Origin of the sequence: Paenibacillus pectinilyticus (assembly GCF_001700435.1) — a bacterium.
Classification (GTDB): domain Bacteria; phylum Bacillota; class Bacilli; order Paenibacillales; family NBRC-103111; genus Paenibacillus_E; species Paenibacillus_E pectinilyticus.
On record NZ_LYPC01000002.1, the window covers coordinates 115,615 to 134,887 of the forward strand.

A 19,273-nucleotide genomic window follows, 5' to 3' on the forward strand; every position below is an offset into this window, starting at 1 on the left:
GAGATTGGAGAGTCGCCCATGGATAGGAATTTTGGTAACTAGTAGAAAAAGTAGAAAAAGAATTTTGAAGCTTTATCAACGATATAACAGTCTAAATCTAAAGCTCTACATCTTTACTCCATCAGATATCCGATGGAAAAAACAAAGAATTATTGGACTTAGCCTACAAAAAGGCATATGGAAACAAAGTTTATTTCCATTCCCACAAGTCGTATACAATCGATGTTTTAATAAAAAGGTACAAACTATTCAAAGCCTTGAGAAAGCAATTGGTAGGAATCAATGTTTCAATGCAATTAATTTTTTTAATAAATGGGATCTCTATAACCGATTATCACAGACAAGTCTAAAAACCTACTTGCCAGAAACATTTTCATATAAGTATTCGAATGTATCAGAGCTGTTGGAGACATATCCACTGCTGTATATCAAACCATTTTATGGATCAAAAGGGAGATCTGTTTATCGGATTGAACGAAGGGATCATGGAGACATTGATATCAGTTTGCATAGCACAGCTCCGAGATATATTTGCCGTAAAAATGAAGACATTCAGGGGAAATTGGACGAACTTCTTGGAAGTGCGCAGTACATGGTCCAGCAAGGCATTGCTATGAGTCGAGTCGACCGTAAGTATTTTGATATCCGTGTTCTTGTTCAAAAAGATATTTTAGGCGAATGGACGGTTTCGGCAATCACATGCAGAGTGGCTTATGAACAATATTTTAATACGAGTATGTGTGAAAACATGTATGATTTTGTTGAACTACTTTCGAAAGAACTTCCGCCCGAACAATTCAATACGATTCTTCAAACATTGAATGAAGTCAGTGTGAAGGCTGCACTAGAAGCAGAAACGCTTTTAGGTTTATTGGGAGAGTTGAGTGTTGATTTTGTTTTAGACGAGCAAAACAAGCTATGGATTATTGAACTTAACGGGAAACCTCAAAAAAACATGTACAACGACCTCAAATCGAAGTCTATTAAACGTAAAGTTTATAGTAAACCGTTGGAATATGCTTATTATCTTTCACAAAGCCCTCGTCCTTTTAAATAGGAATGAAGGGCTTTATCTCTTTGTGCACGCATTAAGAAAAAGCCCCTCATTTCCATCATAATCATGATGAAAACGAGAGGCTTTTTGGGTTCCGAAATAAATAAAAACCCTTATGAAGAAGGGTTTACGTGCTATGGGCCCAGAGGGACTCGAACCCCCGACCAATCGGTTATGAGCCGACCGCTCTAACCAACTGAGCTATAGGCCCTTATGAAAATTTGGTTGCGGGGGCAGGATTTGAACCTGCGGCCTTCGGGTTATGAGCCCGACGAGCTACCGAGCTGCTCCACCCCGCGTCATGTATGCCGCTCAACAGCGACAAAAATAAATATACACCAACCGCGCAGGCTAAGTCAAGCGTTAATTTTTGAGATTTTCAGCCCAATTATGTATTGTACCTAACACCGAAACGTCCTTTCTTAGACTTATAGACCTCCACTTCCTGCGGACATTCATAGCCATATATCCACCAATCTTCTTCCATTCTTTTCGCTAAACAACCAGCTTGAAACTTCGAATCATATAATTTCGCCCAATAAATCCAGTTCATGCTCATCCCTCCATCAATTTCAGATCGTTACAACTAGCTTATCCATAAATAGGGTCTCTTATTAGCCCGCTCCATTAGGCTGCTACTTCTGTAGAACAATCCGATTATTTTTTTGACCATATGACAAATAATTTGTGACGGTTTGCTGGAACAGCAGGAATTTAAGCGCTTTTGGGGAAGTTAAAGTAAGATAGACCAATTGGCATTGGAAAAAGGAGCATATACCCATGATGGATACGATCAAGAATTATTTACAAGCACATAGGGATCAACATATAAACGAGCTCATGCAGTTTCTGCGAATTCCAAGCATTAGTGCAGTTGCTCAGCACCAACCAGATATAACGCGGTGTGCCGAGTTCACAGCCCAAGCTTTGAAGCAAGCCGGCCTCGAAAATATTGAGATCATGCCTACAAACGGTCATCCCGTCGTTTATGCGGATTGGTTGCATGCCCCTGGCAAGCCAACCGTTCTGATCTATGGGCACTATGATGTACAGCCAGCAGAGCCATTGGAATTATGGGATACACCTCCTTTTGAGCCGATTATCCGAGATAATAAGCTTTTTGGACGGGGGAGCACGGATGACAAAGGTCAATTATTGCTCTATGTAAAAGTCGTTGAAGCCTTCCTACAGACACAGGGTTCGCTTCCCGTCAACGTAAAATTCTGTATCGAAGGTGAAGAGGAAATTGCAAGTAAGAACCTGCCTGCATTTGTAAAGGCACATGCTTCCAAACTGCAAGCCGATTCCATCGTTCTATCTGACACTCAGATGCATGGCCCTGGCAAACCGGCTCTGATGTATGGACTACGCGGTCTAGCTGGATTCGAAATCACCATAGACGGCGCTAACAGCGACCTCCACTCGGGTCTATTTGGTGGCGCTGTGCAGAATCCGATTCACGCTATGTCGAAGCTGCTCAGTTCTTTCCATGATGAGGAGGGTCGCGTGGCTGTTAAAGGCTTTTATGACCGTGTTATTGCCCTTTCCGACAAAGAACGCGAAGCATTCAAGAAAGTCGAGCCCGATGAGAATAAGGTTCGGACAGATTTAAGTGTTACGGACCTCTACGGGGAAAAAGGTTTCTCTTTCTATGAGCAAACGACTTCTCGCCCAACCCTAGAGATCACGTCAGTTAGTGGCGGATTCCAAGGTGAAGGTATTAAACCGATCATTCCCAATCGAGCTACTGCCAAAATCGCATGCCGCCTCGTAGCCGCTCAAGTGCCTGAAGAAATCATGGATTTGGTCGAAGCCCACATCCATGCTCAGTCACTTCCCGGCGTGAAGATCACGCTGGATCGCCAACTGCGCGGCAATCCTTTTATCACACCGATTGATGAGCCTGTGATGGTTGCTGCTGCTGAGGCTTACCACGAAACCTTCGGCGAATGGCCAGTCTATACACGCAGCGGGGGGTCCATTCCGATTGTAGAGGTTTTAGGCCGTGTCTTGGCTGCACCAGTCGTCTTGATGGGATTCGGATTGCCAGGAGAGAACCTTCATGCGCCGAATGAGCATTTCCATTTGATGAATTGGGACAATGGCACCGAGACCATCAGCCGATACTGGTTGAAACTTGCCGCTATGCCTGAAGAGGCTGCTCCATCTAAATAACGCTAAAATGACAGAGTTAAAGGAGATACTTCTATGGGTACGTCATTACATATACGCGATGCACAACTTGAAGATTTGAGTGAAATCGTCCGTATTTACAATTCAACGATTGCTGGCCGTATGGTTACAGCAGACACAGAGCCAGTTACAATAGCCAGCCGTGAGCGCTGGTTTCACGAGCATTCCGCGGACTTCCGTCCCTTATGGGTCCTGGAAAATGAGAGTGGCATCTGTGGATGGCTGAGTTTCCAATCCTTCTACGGACGACCTGCCTATAATGCCACTGCGGAAGTCAGTATCTATGTTGATGAAGCTTCTCGCGGCCAAGGCATTGGCCGCTACCTGATGGAACAAGCGATAGAAGCTAGCCCGAAGCTTGGATTGAAGTCGTTGCTCGGCTTTATTTTCGGCCACAATGAGCCGAGTTTACAGCTTTTCCGCAAATTCGGATTCACGAATTGGGCGCATTTGCCCGGAGTCGCGGAGCTGGATGGGATTGAGCGAGATTTGATTATTTTAGGGAAACGTGTGGGCTAGCCGATAGCTTAGGGACTCGTGTCGCTTATGAGACACGAGATAAGCTTGCCGATTATGAAACACGACAATTCCTTATCGCTAGGGAAAAAAGCGCTACTCCTCTTATGCACGCGGGTATGACACCGCGATGCGTGAGGGAATAGCGCTTTTTGTTTTACAGGGCTAAAGCAAGAATCAACTGTGGGAAGTACTGAGTGATTTTGCAAATTACTCTCCCACCACAACCGCCTCAACCTCAATCTCGATCAACAATTGCGGATCAATCAATGCCTTCACTTCCACCATTGTCGCCACTGGCTGCACATCCCTGAAATACTCACCATGCGCACGGCCATACTGCTCCCACAATGAGATATCCGTCACGAACATGCGGGTTCGAATGACATCAGACATTTGTGCACCAAGCTCATGCAACGCTCCTTCAATCAATTGAAGAATGCATCGCGTTTGCTCGTAAGCATCTCCGACACCGACGACCTCGCCATCCTTCATAGCCGTTGTTCCAGCAACTTCAATCCGATCCCCTACACGTATCGCCCGGCAATAACCAACAACTGGCTCCCATGGTGAGCCCGTAAACACTCGCGTTCTTTTCATACAGTCCTCCATAACCACGATCTTATAAATATGAAGCTAATTTCGCCTGTAAATTCTCCGTAATTGGTAAAAGCGGTAATCGCAATGTGCCCGACTCAATGATGCCCTGCTGGTGTAGCAGCCATTTGAGCGGAGCCGGATTAGGCTCTTGGAAAAGCAATCGAATCAGCGGAAGCAGCTCCTCGAATGCTTGTCGGCTTTGCTCCTGCGCCCCATTTGCAAATTGTCGAATAAATGACACGAAACGCTCTGTTTCCACGTTAGCTGAGGCACTCATTACACCTTTGGCCCCTGCTTGCAGCGCCGCAAAGAGTAGGGAATCCTCACCACATAGGACCGGTTTTGATCCAAGTCGCGTAAGTTCCGTGACCAGCTGTGTGTTCGGTGTACTGTCCTTCATTCCTATCACACCATCAATGTCAAGAATGGTACGCACGGTATCCAGCTCCAGCGTTACGCCTGTACGATGTGGTACATCATATAGAATAACAGGAACACCCACGCTGGCTACCTTGCGGAAATGCGCAATAATGCCTTGCTGACTCGGCCGGTTATAGTAAGGTACAACGACAAGTGCAGCCTCTGCGCCTAACTTTCCAGCCTCATCAGTCTTTTTAACCGTAGATAACGTATCATTCGTTCCTGTTCCCACAATAAGAGGGACTTGAACATGCGCAGCATCGCGTGCAGCTTGAGCAGTCGCGAACAGGACCCCTAGCTCGTCTTTCGTAATGGTTGGTGATTCTCCTGTTGTTCCATTGACAACCAACCCGTCGATTTCATCTTGAAACAAGTTATACGCCTGATTATAAAATGATGCGGCATCTACCTCGAACTCTTCATCAAAAGGTGTGATGATCGGAACATAAATCCCGTGTAGGTCTTTTTCTTGTAGCATATTAACCATCTCCCTGCTTCGATTGTCTGTACAATTACTTTAGCATGGAACTACTCATCACAGTTAGCTATAATAAATGATAGAACTCATCAAAAATTTTGATAATAAAAGCGAGGGCACCCATGGATCTGACTTATTTCCGAACCTTCCGCGAGGTAGCTCGCCAGAAAAGCTTCACACGTGCTGCTGAAGAACTAGGTTATGCACAATCTAGTATTACGATGCAAATTCAGAAGCTGGAGCGCGAGTATGGAGTTCCCCTTTTCGAACGATATGGACGCCAGCTCCGCTTAACACCACCAGGCGAGAGCTTACTCGTCCTGACTCTCCAAATGTTAGAAATTTTTGATCAATCCAAAGAAATGATTGCCAATCAAGTCAGCGGAACCCTGACGATCGGAACGATCAACTCGTTAGCCGCTTACTATTTGCCCCCTTTTTTACATGCGTTGAAACAGCTCTACCCTGGACTTAATATCCAGTTGTTCCCAGACAGCGAGACGGCCATCCTAACGAAAGTAAAAGAGGGAGATTATGACATCGGGCTGCTGTTAGATCAGTATCCTGCTGATCCCTCGCTTGCCTGTACGCGTGTGAGAGAAGAACAGCTTGTTCTCATCGCACCACAAAACCATCCATTAACTAGGCAAGCTAACGTACATGTTACCGATCTCGGGAATACCGAATTTATTGTCACGGAAGAAGGCTGTATATACAGAGGGAAATTTGAAAAGCTTCTGAAAGACAATGCTGTCGCTCTCCAAATAGGCTTTGAATTAGGCAATCTAGAAACAATTAAGCATTGTGTGATGAGTGGTCTGGGTATCGCCCTACTGCCTCGTATCACCGTTGCTAGCGAGCTTGAGATGGGAAAACTGGTGCAGCTGCCTTTTGCACATAAACAGCTTACGATGGACTTACAGCTAGTGCTGCATCCGAAAAAATGGATGTCTCAGCCTCTTCAAGCATTTATGAACATGTTAACGAAGCAGCTTGAATCTTGAATCTTTGAATCTCGCGTCTCCATACACAGCTAAAAAAAAGAAGCTCACCTTTTCGAAAAGGTAGAGCTTCTTCTTATTTATACGCGAGTAGCCAGACGGCGCCGCTGATGCGGTATCCTATGTGTCTGTCGCATTCACGTTATTCGCTTGTTCGTCCCTGAAAAGATACTTCAAGCACTCATTAAGTATAGAGGAATTTGATGCGATTCGTCAATTTTCACCCTAAGCTTTGAAGCCTAAACACCGTAAGCAGAAGGATTTGCTCTCCACGAACGAAGCAGCTCCATATCGGATTGCTGGATCTTCCCTTTTTCTAAAGCAACCTCAAGCAAGGTTGAGTAGTTAGAAAGGGTATCTAATGGCATATCTGCCGCCGCGAACGCATCGGTCGCTTTATCCAGCTGATAGGAGAAAATCGCAAGCACGCCTAGCGCAACTGCGCCAGCATCTTTGACGGCAACTGCCGCTTTCAACGAGCTTCCTCCTGTGGAAATTAAGTCCTCGATTACGATGACTTTTTGCCCCGGCTTTACGGTGCCTTCGATCAGGTTCTCTTTGCCATGACCCTTCGCTTTATCGCGAATGTAGATCATCGGAAGCCCCAGCTTCTGAGCAACCCATGCTGCGTGTGGAATGCCAGCCGTAGCTGTACCTGCAACAACCTCAGCTTCTGGGAATTTCTCTTTGATCAACGCTACGAATCCATCGGCAATCGCTTCACGAATCGCTGGGTGAGACATGGTCAGACGGTTATCACAGTAAATCGGAGATTTTAGTCCGGATGTCCATGTAAAAGGCTGTTGTGGACGAAGCGCAACCGCTTCGATATCTAATAACGACGCTGCAATATGCTGTGCAATTGTTTCTAGCTTACTCATACTACGCTCACCGTTCCCTTCATTTTCACATCATCGAAAAGCCTGCAAAACCTATACGATTGATTCGATAATCGCTTCAATTGCTGCTCTAGGGTCCGCTGCGCCCGTGATCGGACGACCGATCACAACGTAGTCCGTCCCCTGCGCGAACGCCTCAGCCGGCGTCATGATGCGCGACTGGTCGCCCACGTCGGCCCCCGCCGGGCGGATGCCTGGCGTCACGGTGACGAAGCTGTCACCGCACGCCGCCTTAATCGCTGTCACCTCAAGCGGTGACGCGACAACCCCTTGAAGCCCCGCGGCTTGCGCCAAGCGGGCATAGCGAATGACGGCCTGCTCGGTTGTACCGGCAAGGCCGATCTCGTCATTCAGCACCTGCTGCGAGGTGCTGGTTAACTGCGTCACGCCGATTACCATCGGGCGTGCTGCCCCTACTGCCAGCCCCTTGTCGATACCCTCCAAGGCGGCTTCCATCATGTGCTTGCCTCCGGCAGCATGCACATTGAACACATCAACCCCAAGGCGCGTCACGCTCTCCGCGCCGCCCTTTACCGTGTTCGGAATATCATGCATCTTCACATCGAGGAACACCTTGTAGCCGCGATCCTTCAGACTCGCGACAAAGGTAGGACCTGCAGCATAAAACAGCTGCATTCCTACCTTTACATAACAGGGAATGCCTTGGAGCTGCTTAAGCAGCCCCTCAGCACTTTCTGCGTTCGCGTAGTCCAAGGCGACCATAATGCGTCCGGTAACATCGTTTCGAGTTAACGTACTCATCGTTGGCACCATCCTTTAGACATGTATTGGCATTGCGCGTGAGGAGAAGTTAATCGCTTCAAGCATATTCACTAGTGCTCTGACTGTATCGAGGGATGTCATACACACGACACCGTTCTCTACAGCTTCACGACGAATGCGGAAACCATCACGCTCAGGCTCTTTGCCTTTCGTCAATGTGTTCACTACGAACTGAGCTTCACCGCTGCGGATGAGGTCAAGAATGTTCGGTGAACCTTCGCTAAGCTTGTTGACCGTCGTTACAGGAAGTCCTGCTTGTGCAATGGCTTCAGCAGTTCCACCAGTTGCAATGATTTTGTAGCCTAAGCGGTAGAAGCCTTTCAAGATTTCAATCGCTTCTTCTTTATCTTTATCCGCAACAGTGACCACAACGGATCCTGCAGCTGGAATTTTCATGCCTGCACCAATGAGACCTTTGTATAAAGCTTTTGCGAAATTGATATCGCGTCCCATTACCTCACCCGTGGACTTCATTTCAGGTCCGAGTGTTGTATCCACACGGCGAAGCTTCGCGAAGGAGAATACCGGCACTTTGACAGAGACGTATTTATCTTCTGGCCATAAGCCACCTTGGTAGCCCATGTCAGCAAGTGATTGTCCCATGATTACGCGTGTTGCCACGTTCGCCATCGGGATGTTCGTCACTTTGCTTAAGAAAGGTACAGTTCTGGATGAGCGCGGGTTAACCTCGATCACGTACACTTGATCGTTATGAATAACGAACTGGATGTTTACCAGACCAACTACGTTCAGCTCTAAGCCGATTTTCGTCGTGATATCGATAATTTGTTGCTTGATCTCAGCAGACAAGGATTGCGGCGGGTAGACAGCGATCGAGTCACCGGAGTGAACCCCTGCGCGCTCAACGTGTTCCATAATCCCAGGGATTAGAACCGTTTCTCTATCGCAAATCGCGTCAACCTCTACTTCTTTACCTAGCATGTAACGGTCGATTAGAACCGGATGCTCAGGGTTGATCTTCACGGCATATTCCATGTAGCTTAGCAATTCTTCATCGGAGTAGACGATCTCCATTGCGCGTCCACCAAGTACGTAGGAAGGACGAACGATAACCGGATATCCGAATTTCGCTGCTGTGCCAACCGCTTGATCGACAGATGTTACTGTGCCGCCTGGAGGTTGTGCAACCGAAATTTTGCTAAGTAATGCTTCGAATTTCTTGCGATCTTCCGCAGTGTCGATACTTTCTAGATCAGAACCTAGAATGCGTACGCCAGCTTTGTGTAAAGGAGCAGCTAAGTTGATCGCAGTTTGTCCACCGAATTGAACGATAACGCCGATTGGCTGTTCGCGCTCGATAACGTTCATGACGTCTTCGAAGAATAAAGGCTCGAAGTACAAACGATCCGATGTATTGAAGTCTGTTGATACTGTCTCTGGGTTATTGTTGATGATAACCGCTTCATAACCTGCAGCTTGGATCGCCCATACCGCATGTACTGTGGAGTAATCGAACTCAATCCCTTGACCGATACGGATTGGACCAGATCCCAGAACAACAACTTTCTCTTTCGTTGTCTCTGTCACTTCATCTTCTTGCTCATATGTGGAGTAGTAGTAAGGAGTTGAAGCTTCGAACTCAGCAGCACATGTATCTACCATTTTGTAAACAGGCTTGATGTTGTTTTGCAAACGGAATGTTCTTACATCCGTTTCTTTCGTGAAGGTCGAGCAGCCTGCCAATGTACGGATTTCCGCAACTGCACGGTCTGTAAAGCCTTTACGCTTGATTTCGAAAATAAGCTCAGCCGTTAACTCTTTAGCCGCAATTTCAGTTTCATAAGCGATAAGTGCGCTAATTTTGTTCAGGAACCACCAGTCAATTTTCGTCAAATTTTGCAATTGCTCCACAGTATACCCTCTGCGGAACGCTTCTGCTAGTAAGAACAGTCGCTCATCGTCTGGTTTTTGCAAACGTAATTCTAAAGTTTCTTTATCTAGTAGATCTGTTTCTTTCAAGAACAAGCGGTGCACACCGATTTCAAGGGAACGTACTGCTTTGTGAATGGACTCTTCGAATGTACGGCCAATTGCCATAACTTCGCCAGTCGCTTTCATTTGCGTTCCTAGCTTACGGTTTGCTGCTGTAAATTTATCGAACGGCCAGCGTGGAATTTTGGAAACGATGTAATCGAGTGCTGGCTCGAAACATGCATAGGTTTGACCCGTAACAGGGTTAACTAGCTCGTCTAGTGTGTAACCAATCGCAATTTTGGCTGCCATTTTGGCAATCGGATAACCAGTTGCTTTGGAAGCAAGCGCTGATGAGCGGCTTACACGCGGGTTAACTTCAATTACGTAGTATTGGAAGCTATGTGGATCTAGTGCGTATTGAACGTTACATCCACCTTCGATGTTAAGAGCACGAATGATTTTCAAAGATGCGGAACGCAGCATTTGGTACTCACGGTCCGATAAGGTTTGGCTTGGTGCTACGACGATACTGTCGCCTGTATGTACGCCTACTGGATCAAAGTTCTCCATATTACATACTACGATACAGTTGTCATTCGCATCACGCATAACTTCGTACTCGACTTCTTTCATACCCGCGATACTGCGCTCTACGAGACACTGACCGATTGGGCTGTAACGAATTCCGGAAGCTACGATTTCTGTTAGCTCTTCCATTGTGTTACAAATACCGCCGCCTGTTCCACCCAATGTGTATGCAGGCCGAATAATGATTGGGAAGCCAATTTCATTAGCAAAATCTACCGCTTGTGCCACTGTTGTTACGATAACGCTATCTGGAACAGGCTGTTCAAGCTCTCTCATTAAGTCTCTGAAAAGATCACGATCTTCCGCTTTCTCAATCGCCGTAAGTTGTGTACCGAGAAGCTTCACGTTCTCGCTCTCTAACACACCTGCGCGAGCAAGCTCAACCGCCATGTTAAGTCCTGTTTGACCACCTAGTGTTGGAAGCAAACCATCTGGACGCTCTTGACGAATGATTTGTGTAACAAATTCAAGTGTAATCGGCTCGATGTATACCTTATCTGCCATGTTCGTATCTGTCATGATCGTAGCTGGGTTGCTGTTGATCAGGATAACTTCCATGCCTTCTTCTTTCAATGCTTGGCAAGCTTGCGTACCCGCGTAATCAAACTCCGCCGCTTGACCAATAACAATCGGTCCGGAACCGATAACGAGAATCTTTTTGAGTGTATTATTTTTTGGCATATTGCAGTTCCTCCTTCACAGATGTCGATGCCGTGGAAGCATTCCACTGAGCAAGCATTTGCGCTTGGCGCGGCTGCTGTGGGTTGTCTAGTTTATGCTGACGAATCAGCGAGATGAAATCATCGAACAGGTAGCTGGAGTCAAATGGTCCAGGTGCTGCCTCTGGGTGATATTGTACCGAGAAAGCTGGGTACTGCTTGTGGCGTAAGCCTTCGATCGTGCGATCGTTATTGTTAATGTGCGTCACTTCAAGGTTCGTTCCTTGGATGGAATCTTCCTTAACTGTGTAGCCATGGTTTTGTGATGTGATGTAGCAACGGCCAGAGATAAGATCCTTAACAGGGTGATTACCACCGCGGTGTCCGAATTTCAATTTATCTGTGTCTGCGCCGCAAGCCAGTGCGAATAGTTGGTGACCTAAGCAAATGCCGAACAACGGAATGTCGCCAAGCAAGCCCTTGATCATTTCAACTGCGTGTGGAACATCCTTGGGATCCCCAGGGCCATTGGAAAGCAATACGCCATCTGGTGCAAGGCGGCGAATTTGTTCTGCCGTTGCATCTTGAGGAACAACGACAACATCGCAATCACGTTTGCTTAAATCACGGATGATTCCGCTCTTCGCGCCGAAGTCCACAAGTACGATGCGCTCTTTGTGACCCGGTGCTCCGTATACGCTTTGCGTTGAAACACGAGCAACTTGATCCGTCATGAGTGGCGTGCCTTTCAGCGTTGCCATCAATTCTTCAACCGATTTATTGGAAGTTGTAATGATGCTTTTCATAACGCCATAGTGACGGATTTTACGAGTCAACATGCGTGTGTCGATGCCGCTGATCCCAACGATACCGTATTCTTTCAACAGGCTGCCTAGTGTGTACTGAGCTCTCCAGTTACTTGGAATTTCTTCATGCTCACGTACTACGAAACCGTGGATGAATGGACGCACGGACTCGAAGTCATCGCGAATCACACCGTAATTCCCTTGTAGTGGATACGTCATCGTCACGATTTGTCCACAGTAAGAAGGGTCCGAAAGCACCTCTTGATAACCTGTAATTCCTGTATTAAAGACAACCTCGCCGACGGACTCACCTTCACTACCGAACGATTTCCCTGTAAAAAGTGTGCCGTCTTCCAGCAACAATCTTGCCTGCATGTTCTTTCAACTCCTTCGCTATTGTCAGGCGGTTCTCACGAACCGCAGATGTCATGCTTACCATGTAAAGCTTCACGGACTTGCATAAAGATTAATCTTTCTGTATAAATATACACGATTTTTGATCAATCGTATAGATGCTTCAAGCGATTTAGGCTGTCATTTCAGCCTATTTACGAATTTTCTTTGACTAAGACCAAACGATCTTACCAGAAGCGATCGTAACAACCGGCCAGCCTTGCAGTTCCCAACCGATGAATGGTGTGTTTTTGCTGCGCGACACGATTTCTTCTTTCAAGACTGCCTTCGTCGTATCCAGATCAACGATCGTAATGTCTGCCACGCTGCCTACTTCTAATGTTCCGTAAGGAAGACCGAAGACATCAGCTGGTTTTTTCGTCATACGATCCACTAGGAATCCTAGTGTCCATTTGCCTGTAAGAACAAACTTCGTATACAGCAAGGAGAAGGCTGTTTCGAAGCCAAGGATGCCAAATGGTGCAAGCATCATGCCTTTCGCTTTCTCTTCTTCCGTATGCGGCGCATGATCGGTTACGATGATGTCAATTGTGCCATCTTCCAAGCCTTCGATGACAGCCTGTACATCGCGAGGTGTGCGAAGCGGCGGGTTCATTTTCCAGTTCGCGTCCATTCCTGGAATGTCTTCTTCGGAGAGAAGAAGATGATGCGGACAAACCTCAGCGGTTACCTTGATACCGAACTGTTTCGCATGACGGATCAATCGAACTGACTGCTCTGTGCTGACGTGACATACGTGGTAGTGTACCCCAGTTGCTTCCGCTAGTAATACGTCGCGTCCTACATGAATCGCTTCGGATTCGTTCGGGATGCCTTTCAAGCCATGCTTCGTGGCGAAAGTGCCTTCGTTTACCGGCGCACCAACAACCAATGTGTCATCTTCACAGTGTGCGATGATTGGCATGCCGAGGGATGCCGCAAGTGCCATAGCATCCTTCATCATTTGCGCGCTTTGTACGCCAACTCCATCGTCTGTGTACCCGATAACGCCCGCTTCTTTCAAAGCTGCGAAATCCGTCAACTCACGGCCAAGCTCGTTCTTCGTGATCGTTCCGTATGGAATGACACGCACAACACCTTCTGTTGCTGCTTTATCTAATATGTAATTGACCGTATCCACGGTATCAATAACCGGTCTAGTGTTTGGCATACAAGCGATTGTTGTAAAGCCGCCTCTTGCCGCGGAGCGTGTGCCCGTTGCAATGTTTTCTTTATGTTCGAAGCCAGGCTCTCGCAAGTGAACATGCATATCAATAAAGCCAGGAGAGACAAGCTTGCCTGCAGCATCAATAACTTCATGACCCGCTGTTTGGGGCACTTCACCATTGGAAGCATCCAGTACCTGTGCGATCTTATCATTTTCGACTAAAACGTGTTTCTTCGTTTGTACATTATTGGCATCAACGGTAAGTCCGTTTAGAATCCAAATTCCCATGCTGTGAAATCCTCCTCAGGTTTATGATAAAGCTCGTTCGATGACAGCCATACGAATCGGCACGCCGTGAGCAATTTGTGTAAAGATTTTGGACTTCTCATGCTCGACCAGTTCATCATCTAACTCAACGTTGCGATTAACTGGAGCTGGGTGCATGATGATCGCGTGAGCCGCCATGCGGCTTGCGCGTTCCACAGTTAGTCCGTATTGTGCGCGATATTCTTCCGCGGAGTTCAGTAATCCTGTGTCGTGACGTTCAAGCTGTACGCGCAGCATCATGACCACATCGGCTTTCAAAGCCTCTTCGAAGGTCACATACGGTGCGAATTCCGCTAGCTCAGGTGCTTGCATACTAGCAGGCGCACAGAACTGAACTTTCGCTCCTAACGCGATGAGGCCCCAGAGATTCGAGCGTGCAACGCGGCTGTGCAGAATATCTCCGATGATGGAAACCGTCAAGCCTTTGATGGATCCGAATTGCTTGCGCATGGTATAGAAATCAAGCAACGCTTGCGTCGGATGCTCGTTATTGCCGTCCCCCGCGTTGATGAGCGGGATCTTGATTTTCTCGGCAAGCTCCTGCAGCACGCCATTCGGTTTCAGCCGAATCACTCCGGCATCGATGCCCATGGATTCCAGCGTGCGTACGGTATCGTAGATGGACTCGCCTTTTTGAACACTGGACTCCGCTGCTGAGAAGTTCAACACATCAACGCCCAAGCGCTTTTGCGCGAGTTCGAAAGAGAAACGGGTTCTTGTACTATTTTCAAAAAATAAGTTCGATACGAATTTCCCTTGAAGTTGATTCGTTACTTTGCTAGGGTTATGCTCCCAATAGGCTGCACGATCAAGAATGCTTGTGATCTCCTCTGCGCTTACGCCTTTCAGTCCCAAGAAATGTCTAGTTGTATATGTACTCACGCTACTCACTCCTGTTTCCCCCTCAGTATAATGACTTCATCTTTATCATCAATTTCAGTTAGCAGCACTTCAATACTTTCACTCTTCGAGGTAGGCACGTTCTTCCCTACGTAGTCAGGTCTAATTGGCAGCTCGCGATGCCCTCTATCCACCAGCACAGCCAGCTGAATCATCTGCGGTCTCCCTAAGTCAATCAGGGCATCCATCGCCGCTCTAACTGTTCTGCCTGTGTAGAGCACATCATCGAAAAGGATGATTTTGCGATCTTGAATTTGCAGCTTTCCGCCTTCTTGCACATTCTCTACCGATTTCACCTTAATGCGATCATCGCGGTAAGAGGTAATGTCAATCTCGCCGACCGGAATCGGAACGCCTTCAATTTCTAGAATTCGTTCTGCTACTCGCTTCGCTAAATAAATACCTCGGGTCCGAATCCCGATCAACGTACAATTCTCTACACCTTTATTCTTTTCCAGTATCTCGTGCGCAATCCGCGTAAGTGCTCTGCGAATTCCCATTTCATCAATAAGGGTGTGTTCCGCTGTTTCATTCATCGATATTCGCCTCCTGGCAAAACTAGCTTCGTCCGCATTTCCTTGCGTTTTCTGGCTGAACAACCAAAAAACTCCTTGCCCAATTCATGGCAAGGAGTTACGAGTGCATAAAGAGACAGAGCGGGGCTTGGCAGGATGCGCACACCCTCAAGCTTTCTGAATCAGCGATTCAGAATATACCCGACTTTTCTTATCGTTTTACCTTGCCAGCCTCTCTGGACTGTTTTTAAAGGCACATATGTAATTAAAAGAATTATGCCATTTTCGACACGATAAGTCAATGTTTTTTTGTTAACTTCCTTTGAGCTAATCTCCAAGCATGTGTTATAATTTACATATAAAATGGCGTTCTAACCCATCTTATTTATGAACTCAAAGTGCTTACAATGTTAAGGAGGAAACTATGTTCAAATTGTTTAGACTATTGAAGCCTTATCGCGTTTCGGTGGTTGCAGTCATTGTTTTAATGCTGCTGCAATCACTCTCACAGCTCTACTTGCCCACTCTCCTTTCTGACATTGTGGATGTCGGCGTTGTTAAAGGAGACGTAAGCTATATTCTTCGATATGGCGCGTACATGTTATTGGTCGCTATGGGCGCCATGGCCTGCGTGATGGTAGCCAGTTATTTGCTTGCCAAGACGGCTACCGGCTTCGGGAGAGATTTGCGGCGCAAGCTTTTTAGCCATGTGGAGAGCTTTTCCTTGAATGAATTTGATAAACTCGGTACTTCTTCCTTGATTACAAGAACGACGAATGATATCGCGCAGGTTCAACAATTAGTCGTGATGACGCGTATGTTTATCGGGGCTCCTACCATGCTCATTGGCGGGATTATTATGGCTTCATATAAAGATGCACATCTGGCTATCGTGCTTATCGCGGTTATTCCTATCCTTATTCTAGTCATTGCAGCCATTATGCGCAAAGGTCTTCCTTTATTCAAAACGCTGCAAGTTAAAATTGATGGGATTAATCTTGCCCTGCGGGAACATTTGACGGGTATACGAGTGATCCGTGCTTTCAATCGTTCTGACCATGAAAAGCTTAAATTTGAGCGTGCGAACCAAGACTTCACGCAGACAGCGATCAAAGTAAACACCATTATGGCGACTATGATGCCAATCATGATGCTTATTTTCAACTTAGGTATCGTCGTTATTCTCTGGTATGGCGGCATTCGCATCGATAACAACCAGATGGAAATCGGTGATTTGATGGCCTTCATTCAATATGCCATGCAAATTATGTTCAGCATGTTTATGATGACGATGATCTTCATGATGATTCCACGCGCATCGGCTTCAGCGGTGCGTATTAATGAAGTGTTGGCCATTGAGTCCAAAGTACATAATGATCCCCATGCCAAAAACTTGCAATCAGAACAAACGGTCGTTGAGTTTAAGGATGTTACTTTCTCATATCCAGGCGCTGAACAACCGGCCATTCAGGATATTTCCTTCCGGGCGAAGCCTGGCGAAGTCACAGCCATTATAGGCGGGACAGGCTCAGGTAAAACGACGCTTATTAACTTGCTCTTACGGTTCTATGATGTGGAGTCTGGCGTTATTACACTGAATGATCAGCCGCTACCATCGCTTTCATTGGAAAGTGTACGTGGCCAAATGGGCTATGTCCCACAGAAGGCCGTTCTCTTCTCGGGTACCATTGCGGACAACCTCCGCTTCGGTAATGAGCAAGCAACAGCAGAAGATCTCGCTCATGCGTCTTCCACGGCTCAAGCAGCAGATTTCGTTGAAGGCATGAAAGATACCTATCAAGCTGTTCTCGCACAAGGTGGCACTAATTTATCAGGCGGCCAAAAGCAACGTCTTGCTATTGGACGAGCATTGGCTCGGAAACCGAATATTTATATTTTCGATGACAGCTTCTCTGCACTTGATTTCAAAACGGATGCGAAGCTTCGTGCTGCACTGAAATCAGAAACAGAACGTGCAACGATGATCATTGTCGCGCAGCGCGTCAGCACGATTATGGATGCTAACCAAATCATTGTTTTGGATGAAGGCCGCATTGCCGGCATTGGCACGCACAGTGATCTAATGAGATCATGTGAGGTTTATCAAGAAATTGTTGCTTCTCAGCTATCAGAGGAGGAAAGTGCATGAGTGACAAAGCTAAAGAACCCCAACGACCCGCAGCAGGAGCTGGCGTAAACCCAGGACACTTTGGTCGTGGCGGGATGGCTGGTATGGGGAGACCCGTACAGAAAGCGAAAAATTTCAAAGGTACCTTAAAACGTCTACTCGCTTATATGAAGCCATTTCAAATTTCCATCTCTTTCGTTTTAATAGCTGCAATCCTGAGTACGGTGTTCAGTATTATTAGTCCAAAGCTTATGGGGAACGCAACAACGAAGCTCTTTGAAGGCTCCATGGCGAAGCTCAAAGGCGTAGCAGGCGCAAAAATAGATTTTGACGCGATTCTGCATATCGTACTTATTCTAGCGCTTCTTTATATTCTTAGTGCGACTCTTACCTTCATTCAACAACGAATTATGGTCAGTGTGACGCAACGCATGGTTTTTAATTTACGAAGAGATATCAGCGAAAAGCTAACGCGAGTACCGCTGTCATTCTTCGACGCTAGAAGTCACGGCGATACGATGAGCCGGGCGACGAATGACGTCGATACGATCTCCTCGACCATGCAGCAAAGTTTGACACAGCTCATTACATCGATTGTTACTTTACTCGGGATCATCATTATGATGCTGACGATTTCTCCTTTATTAACATTGGCGACCATTGTGACACTGCCGCTTAGTATTTGGGGGACGAAAATGATCGCTACGCGCTCCCAGAAATATTTTATTGGGCAGCAGCGCACCTTAGGTGAGCTTAATGGTCATGTCGAAGAGATGTATACAGGGCATACGATCGTTAAAGCATTTGGACGTGAAAAACAGTCGGTTGATAAATTCAATGAAATTAACGACCGTCTCTACCACTCGGGCTGGCGGGCTCAATTTATTTCCGGCCTCATCTTTCCTCTGATGTCTTTTATCGGGAATATTGGTTACGTTCTAGTTAGTGTAATTGGCGGGATTATGGTCACGCATAATGCGATCAAAATCGGGGACATCCTCGCTTTCATCCAGTATTCCGGTCAATTCGGCATGCCGATTACGCAGGTTGCGAATATCGCCAACGTCATTCAATCGACAATTGCAGCTGCAGAGCGGATTTTCGAATTATTGGATGAGCAGGAAGAAGTGCTGGAAGAGAAAGTTGCTCAGTCCGTTAGTAGCGTGAAAGGCCATGTACAATTTGATCATGTGTCATTCTCTTACAAAGCGGATTCTCCTCTCATCGAGGATATGAATATCGATGTGAAACCTGGCCAAACCGTCGCCATTGTCGGCCCTACCGGTGCAGGTAAAACGACGATCGTGAATCTGCTCATGCGCTTCTACGAGTTGAATCAAGGACATATCTCAATTGATGGAGTAGATTCAAGAGAAATGTCTAGAAGCCACTTACGCAGCCTGTTCGGCATGGTTCTGCAGGATACGTGGCTATTTAATGGCACGATACGTGAGAATATCGCTTACGGTCGTCATGGTGCTAGCGAGGCTGACATCATTGAAGCGGCTCGTGCGGCCTACGCGGATCATTTCATCCGAACGCTGCCTGATGGGTACGATACGTTGTTGAATGAAGAAGCTTCGAATCTATCCCATGGTCAAAAGCAATTGCTGACGATTGCCCGTGCGATCCTAGCAGATCCGCCTATCCTAATTCTTGATGAAGCGACGAGCAGTGTAGATACGCGGACTGAAGTATCTATCCAACGTGCGATGAATAATTTGATGGCAAACCGCACCAGCTTCGTGATTGCTCATCGGTTATCAACCATTCGCGAAGCCGATCTCATCCTCGTCATGAATCAAGGAACTGTCATTGAACAAGGCACGCATAGCCAGCTTCTTGAACAGCAAGGATTCTATGCCGATCTCTATAATAGTCAATTTGCCCAAAAAGCTGTATGAAACAGA

General features: G+C 46.7%; 16 protein-coding genes and 2 tRNA genes. 6 read left to right on the top strand and 12 right to left on the bottom strand.

The window, feature by feature from the left end:
- Nucleotides 1-4: 4 nt before the first annotated feature.
- Nucleotides 5-1,057 carry a YheC/YheD family endospore coat-associated protein gene (locus tag A8709_RS00815; RefSeq protein ID WP_084224584.1) on the top strand — a complete coding sequence of 351 codons (1,053 nt, stop codon included), beginning with the start codon at nucleotides 5-7 and terminating at the stop codon, nucleotides 1,055-1,057.
- 134 nt (nucleotides 1,058-1,191) lie between these two features.
- On the opposite strand, the gene A8709_RS00820 is transcribed toward A8709_RS00815, so the two are convergent.
- From A8709_RS00820 to A8709_RS34350, 3 genes are all read right to left on the bottom strand, one after another.
- Nucleotides 1,192-1,265, bottom strand: a tRNA-Ile gene (locus A8709_RS00820).
- A gap of 11 nt (nucleotides 1,266-1,276) precedes the next feature.
- Nucleotides 1,277-1,353, bottom strand: a tRNA-Met gene (locus A8709_RS00825).
- An 89-nt stretch (nucleotides 1,354-1,442) separates the two neighbouring features.
- Nucleotides 1,443-1,607, bottom strand: a complete 165-nt coding sequence (locus tag A8709_RS34350; protein WP_167356966.1) for a hypothetical protein — start codon at nucleotides 1,605-1,607, stop codon at nucleotides 1,443-1,445.
- Between the two features lie 230 nt (nucleotides 1,608-1,837).
- Here A8709_RS34350 and A8709_RS00830 point away from each other — a divergent pair, with 230 nt between their 5' ends.
- Both A8709_RS00830 and A8709_RS00835 read left to right on the top strand, forming a co-directional pair.
- Complete coding sequence (locus A8709_RS00830) at nucleotides 1,838-3,229, top strand: dipeptidase (protein WP_341833411.1); 1,392 nt, start codon at nucleotides 1,838-1,840, stop codon at nucleotides 3,227-3,229.
- Between the two features lie 33 nt (nucleotides 3,230-3,262).
- Nucleotides 3,263-3,766 (top strand): GNAT family N-acetyltransferase, encoded by a 504-nt coding sequence (locus tag A8709_RS00835; protein WP_065850319.1) that lies wholly within the window; start codon nucleotides 3,263-3,265, stop codon nucleotides 3,764-3,766.
- 207 nt (nucleotides 3,767-3,973) lie between these two features.
- Here the strand turns inward: A8709_RS00835 and A8709_RS00840 are convergent, their stop codons facing one another.
- Complete coding sequence (locus A8709_RS00840; RefSeq protein WP_065850320.1) at nucleotides 3,974-4,363, bottom strand: RidA family protein; 390 nt, start codon at nucleotides 4,361-4,363, stop codon at nucleotides 3,974-3,976.
- A 22-nt stretch (nucleotides 4,364-4,385) separates the two neighbouring features.
- Nucleotides 4,386-5,261, bottom strand: a complete 876-nt coding sequence (dapA, locus tag A8709_RS00845) for a 4-hydroxy-tetrahydrodipicolinate synthase (RefSeq protein ID WP_065850321.1) — start codon at nucleotides 5,259-5,261, stop codon at nucleotides 4,386-4,388.
- A 122-nt stretch (nucleotides 5,262-5,383) separates the two neighbouring features.
- Between dapA and A8709_RS00850 the strand changes: the two genes are divergently transcribed.
- Entirely contained in the window at nucleotides 5,384-6,265 is an 882-nt protein-coding gene (locus A8709_RS00850) for a LysR family transcriptional regulator (RefSeq protein WP_065850322.1), read from the top strand.
- Between the two features lie 236 nt (nucleotides 6,266-6,501).
- On the opposite strand, the gene pyrE is transcribed toward A8709_RS00850, so the two are convergent.
- The 7 genes from pyrE to pyrR form a co-directional block, all read right to left on the bottom strand.
- Nucleotides 6,502-7,143 carry an orotate phosphoribosyltransferase gene (gene pyrE / locus A8709_RS00855; RefSeq protein WP_065850323.1) on the bottom strand — a complete coding sequence of 214 codons (642 nt, stop codon included), beginning with the start codon at nucleotides 7,141-7,143 and terminating at the stop codon, nucleotides 6,502-6,504.
- A 51-nt stretch (nucleotides 7,144-7,194) separates the two neighbouring features.
- Nucleotides 7,195-7,923, bottom strand: a complete 729-nt coding sequence (gene pyrF / locus A8709_RS00860) for an orotidine-5'-phosphate decarboxylase (RefSeq protein WP_065850324.1) — start codon at nucleotides 7,921-7,923, stop codon at nucleotides 7,195-7,197.
- 15 nt (nucleotides 7,924-7,938) lie between these two features.
- Nucleotides 7,939-11,148, bottom strand: a complete 3,210-nt coding sequence (gene carB / locus A8709_RS00865) for a carbamoyl-phosphate synthase large subunit (protein WP_065850325.1) — start codon at nucleotides 11,146-11,148, stop codon at nucleotides 7,939-7,941.
- Nucleotides 11,135-12,307 (bottom strand): glutamine-hydrolyzing carbamoyl-phosphate synthase small subunit, encoded by a 1,173-nt coding sequence (gene carA / locus A8709_RS00870; RefSeq protein ID WP_065850326.1) that lies wholly within the window; start codon nucleotides 12,305-12,307, stop codon nucleotides 11,135-11,137. Before carA ends, carB begins: the two co-directional genes overlap by 14 nt.
- 190 nt (nucleotides 12,308-12,497) lie before the next feature.
- Nucleotides 12,498-13,781: a dihydroorotase gene (locus tag A8709_RS00875; protein WP_065850327.1), complete on the bottom strand. Its 1,284-nt coding sequence runs from the start codon at nucleotides 13,779-13,781 to the stop codon at nucleotides 12,498-12,500.
- 21 nt (nucleotides 13,782-13,802) lie between these two features.
- Nucleotides 13,803-14,711, bottom strand: a complete 909-nt coding sequence (locus A8709_RS00880; protein WP_065850328.1) for an aspartate carbamoyltransferase catalytic subunit — start codon at nucleotides 14,709-14,711, stop codon at nucleotides 13,803-13,805.
- On the bottom strand, nucleotides 14,708-15,256 hold the full coding sequence (pyrR, locus tag A8709_RS00885; protein ID WP_065850329.1) for a bifunctional pyr operon transcriptional regulator/uracil phosphoribosyltransferase PyrR: 549 nt from the start codon (nucleotides 15,254-15,256) through the stop codon (nucleotides 14,708-14,710). The genes A8709_RS00880 and pyrR overlap by 4 nt, the downstream gene beginning before the upstream one ends.
- A 403-nt stretch (nucleotides 15,257-15,659) precedes the next feature.
- Between pyrR and A8709_RS00890 the strand changes: the two genes are divergently transcribed.
- Together A8709_RS00890 and A8709_RS00895 are read left to right on the top strand one after the other, a co-directional pair.
- Complete coding sequence (locus tag A8709_RS00890; RefSeq protein WP_065850330.1) at nucleotides 15,660-17,384, top strand: ABC transporter ATP-binding protein; 1,725 nt, start codon at nucleotides 15,660-15,662, stop codon at nucleotides 17,382-17,384.
- Nucleotides 17,381-19,267 carry an ABC transporter ATP-binding protein gene (locus A8709_RS00895; RefSeq protein WP_065850331.1) on the top strand — a complete coding sequence of 629 codons (1,887 nt, stop codon included), beginning with the start codon at nucleotides 17,381-17,383 and terminating at the stop codon, nucleotides 19,265-19,267. The genes A8709_RS00890 and A8709_RS00895 overlap by 4 nt, the downstream gene beginning before the upstream one ends.
- The last annotated feature ends 6 nt before the right edge of the window (nucleotides 19,268-19,273 follow it).

What these genes read in the sequence shown, in the direction of transcription:
- A8709_RS34350 (WP_167356966.1), bottom strand. Translation starts at nt 1,607, where the DNA reads ATGAACTGGATTTATTGGGCGAAATTATATGATTCGAAGTTTCAAGCT.
- A8709_RS00830 (WP_341833411.1), top strand. Translation starts at nt 1,838, where the DNA reads ATGGATACGATCAAGAATTATTTACAAGCACATAGGGATCAACATATA.
- A8709_RS00835 (WP_065850319.1), top strand. Translation starts at nt 3,263, where the DNA reads ATGGGTACGTCATTACATATACGCGATGCACAACTTGAAGATTTGAGT.
- A8709_RS00840 (WP_065850320.1), bottom strand. Translation starts at nt 4,363, where the DNA reads ATGAAAAGAACGCGAGTGTTTACGGGCTCACCATGGGAGCCAGTTGTT.
- dapA (WP_065850321.1), bottom strand. Translation starts at nt 5,261, where the DNA reads ATGCTACAAGAAAAAGACCTACACGGGATTTATGTTCCGATCATCACA.
- A8709_RS00850 (WP_065850322.1), top strand. Translation starts at nt 5,384, where the DNA reads ATGGATCTGACTTATTTCCGAACCTTCCGCGAGGTAGCTCGCCAGAAA.
- pyrE (WP_065850323.1), bottom strand. Translation starts at nt 7,143, where the DNA reads ATGAGTAAGCTAGAAACAATTGCACAGCATATTGCAGCGTCGTTATTA.
- pyrF (WP_065850324.1), bottom strand. Translation starts at nt 7,923, where the DNA reads ATGAGTACGTTAACTCGAAACGATGTTACCGGACGCATTATGGTCGCC.
- carB (WP_065850325.1), bottom strand. Translation starts at nt 11,148, where the DNA reads ATGCCAAAAAATAATACACTCAAAAAGATTCTCGTTATCGGTTCCGGA.
- carA (WP_065850326.1), bottom strand. Translation starts at nt 12,307, where the DNA reads ATGCAGGCAAGATTGTTGCTGGAAGACGGCACACTTTTTACAGGGAAA.
- A8709_RS00875 (WP_065850327.1), bottom strand. Translation starts at nt 13,781, where the DNA reads ATGGGAATTTGGATTCTAAACGGACTTACCGTTGATGCCAATAATGTA.
- pyrR (WP_065850329.1), bottom strand. Translation starts at nt 15,256, where the DNA reads ATGAATGAAACAGCGGAACACACCCTTATTGATGAAATGGGAATTCGC.
- A8709_RS00890 (WP_065850330.1), top strand. Translation starts at nt 15,660, where the DNA reads ATGTTCAAATTGTTTAGACTATTGAAGCCTTATCGCGTTTCGGTGGTT.
- A8709_RS00895 (WP_065850331.1), top strand. Translation starts at nt 17,381, where the DNA reads ATGAGTGACAAAGCTAAAGAACCCCAACGACCCGCAGCAGGAGCTGGC.